Source organism: Rhizobium pantanalense, from assembly GCF_030182525.1.
Classification (GTDB): domain Bacteria; phylum Pseudomonadota; class Alphaproteobacteria; order Rhizobiales; family Rhizobiaceae; genus Rhizobium.
Map to the genome: position 1 here is coordinate 1 of NZ_JAQJCH010000075.1, position 246 is coordinate 246.

Consider the following 246-nt stretch of genomic DNA (forward strand, 5'->3'; position numbering starts at 1 on the left):
CAGCGCTCATGGTCGTCGGTCGGACGCTTCCGGGTAGTCCCTCGAAAATTCCCGCGCCGCCATCAAGACCGGCATAAGACCACGGCCAGCAACCGTAAGATAATATTCGACCCGGGGCGGCTGCTCACCAAAGTCGCGTCTTGCGACAAGGCCGTCGCACTCCAACTCCCGAAGGTGTTGTGTGAGCATTTTCTGAGAAATGTCTGGGATGTCTCGCATGAACTGTGACGCTCGCATCGATGGCTC

The 246-nt window shown here is 58.1% G+C and carries 1 protein-coding gene; it reads right to left on the bottom strand.

Annotated features, from left to right (window positions below; all coding sequences use genetic code 11):
* Positions 1 to 6: 6 nt before the first annotated feature.
* Positions 7 to 246: winged helix-turn-helix transcriptional regulator (locus PH558_RS34195; RefSeq protein ID WP_285208581.1), on the bottom strand; the 240-nt coding region annotated here is incomplete at its 5' end.